The following is a 2,528-nucleotide window of genomic DNA, read 5'->3' as shown; positions in this document are numbered from 1 at the left end:
AGCCGACCTCGGCGACAACGATCCGCTACGACTGTCATCCATCCGCGCTCTCCGCCTTGTCCGGCGACATCTCACCGGACAAGCGGGTTTCTCCCCCTGACCGGCTCGCCACCCGCATCACAACGGCAGTCACCGAGATCCTCGAACGCCCCAACTCACCACGGCGCCAGCGCAGCTACCCCTGGGTCCTCAAACGCGCCGGTCGACAAAAGCTCAACCGAAAAACACTGGCGCACAAGAATATCAATCACAACCAGCCGCCCGGGATCCGGCTACATCAGCACGTAACTTAACGGCATTGGCCCCAACCGCCCGACGGTTCACAGACCGGCTACCGAGTTCTCAGATGCCCGCCAAGTGATCGGTCCTCGAGAGCGCCACCAGCCTATATTTCGCAGAGCTTCTACACCGGCTCGATACTTCAGAGCCGACCGGCATCTGCCCCGATATCCACTCCGCACGAATCGGATTCACAAGTGTGGGCACTTCCCCCATACCGCCGGATTCGGAGGGCTGAGAGAGTTGCTCTGTGGAGAACCGTTCCGTCGAGCGATATCCGGCGGGCTCTGGCGAGACGCCCGCAGGAGGCAACCTCGTGGTCGAATGTCCAGTTCGGGCAGCTGTTCTCAACGCGCTGAATCTTGGCGGGACTTGGGGTATGGAGGGTGTGGCAGGCCCCTCGTCGCGTCCGATGTGGGAGGTAGCTCAGCATCTGAGTGACCGGGTGGCGAATCGCCCATTGGCTACTCACCGCGCGGACTCGCTAATAGGGGAGCGAAACGGCGGGCTTGTCCGTGTAAAGCGAACATTCTGCCGCATCCGCATGGAAATACATGTTATGCCAACCGACTTCTACTGTATCGTTTCGGGGCAACTCTCAATTAGCGCGCCAGGAGTCCCGCAACCGGAAACGGTGCGATGGGGTGCGACCTGGAAGCCACTGGTGGTCGCCCAGTGCCCGTGAGGCGGTTGCTGCCGGAAATTATGGAAATTCTAACCAAGAGACTTTCCGGGGATGCTTTTCGAGTAGCAGCCGCTGGCAGCCGGCTCGAAACCGGAGTCCGAAATCATATCCACGAAGGGGTCGTTCGAACACTGGCCGCCGATGGAGACGGCGCGCGAACCATCGGAGCGAGCACCCACGGCGATCATTCTGTTTTGGAGGGCATCGATTTCCAAACCTACGGCAGACGGCACTTCAGAATCGGCGACATAGTCAGCACCCCACTGGTCGATTTTCAGGGAAAGACCATCGGCGTGAACTTCCCGACAGGACCAAGCGACGCGGAGACAAGTCTGTGGTCCCGGAAAGAGAGACGGGCCAGCGACTACTCCTACTGGGAGGGGCGCCCGGTAGTGAATTCCGAGACCGGAGAGGAAGACTGGGAATACAGAACGTCACACCCCGCACCGTGGTACAACGACGAAATAGAGGGCGTATCGCCAATCTATTGCATTGCCCACGGAGATCTTCGCACGGTATCCGTAAATGACGGTACAGGAAAATTAGCGGTCACGGGGGAAACCTATGGCCGCATCCTCTCCGCCAATGAGCACTTTCGCCGGGCTATCGACGAAAATGCGAGTTCTCCCGTGCTGCAGCTTTCATGCCAAGGTGGCCACCCATGGGGATCTGTCGCCGAATCTTTGGCACGAGCGCTGCACGATTCCGGAATAAATAGAGACCTATATTCACCAAAGTCATTGGTCGGGATTTTTATTGCCAGAGGCCGAGAGTACGAATACTCGGAAATTGGGGTCGATACCACATCCTCCGAAGGGTATCCCTTCCGCGACGAGCCATTCTCATTTTATCCAGCCCCGGGACCCGACGTTCAGCGAAGGAGCGGTCATAGCGAATGAGTACTCACGCAGGTTGTGGTCCGTATGCCTTGGGTCAGAGTGACACCGATGATGATGAACGGAGAGATCGTGGACGCAACAACAACCGGAGAAATCCGGCACAACGACTGGTTCGTACTCGTCGATCCCGCATGGAATGTCACCGCAGCGATAACGCCACCTACCGAGCTGATCGTGGGCGGGTGGATGCTCAACGATGACGGCACAACACAACCGTTCCGACCGAACCCACGCTATCGTCCCAGTGCGGAGACCGTGCCATCCGACCCCATCGACGCCATACTGCGGCGGATTGCGGCCGGCGAGAGGGATCTTGGAGAACAACTCGTGGCCAGAATCCACGACGCGGTTGTCGAAATCGGCTGCGACGGGCAAAGGAACCCTCTCGTCGGCACAGCACCCGACGGAGTGGACTGTATTGTCGTGGCCACTGCTGAAATCCAGAAGACAGGCGTGGACGCCGACCGCTGGGTCCCGGTCCACGGTGCAGAACTGACCGACATCATCCCCACCGGAACCGACATCTTCCTCAACCCGAGTGGCAGCGCCCCTTTCCGACTCCTCTCTGAAGCGAGGAAGCACATCTCCTGATCAACTCTGGCCGAACTGTTCGACCAGATGCTGCGCAGGTGCTTCAGGGCGGACCCGTACGGCAGGCTAGCCTC

At 59.2% G+C, this 2,528-nt stretch carries 3 protein-coding genes; all 3 read left to right on the top strand.

Going from position 1 to position 2,528, the window contains the following annotated elements; genetic code table 11:
- Positions 1–293: hypothetical protein (locus NA4_RS42320; RefSeq protein ID WP_218022528.1), on the top strand; the 293-nt coding region annotated here is incomplete at its 5' end.
- A 667-nt stretch (positions 294–960) separates the two neighbouring features.
- The gene (locus NA4_RS41145) at positions 961–1,863 is read left to right on the top strand and encodes a hypothetical protein (protein WP_157129575.1); all 903 of its coding nucleotides are present in this window, start codon (positions 961–963) and stop codon (positions 1,861–1,863) included.
- A gap of 48 nt (positions 1,864–1,911) precedes the next feature.
- A complete protein-coding gene (locus tag NA4_RS37915) occupies positions 1,912–2,454 on the top strand; it encodes a type VII secretion system-associated protein (protein ID WP_169811218.1) in 543 nt (180 codons plus the stop codon).
- The last annotated feature ends 74 nt before the right edge of the window (positions 2,455–2,528 follow it).

It is taken from the genome of Nocardia amamiensis NBRC 102102 (assembly GCF_001612745.1).
Classification (GTDB): domain Bacteria; phylum Actinomycetota; class Actinomycetes; order Mycobacteriales; family Mycobacteriaceae; genus Nocardia; species Nocardia amamiensis.
Note: the sequence above shows the minus strand (reverse complement) of the source record. Positions and strands in the feature narration are given on the sequence as shown.

What these genes read in the sequence shown, in the direction of transcription:
- NA4_RS37915 (WP_169811218.1), top strand. Translation starts at nt 1,912, where the DNA reads ATGATGATGAACGGAGAGATCGTGGACGCAACAACAACCGGAGAAATC.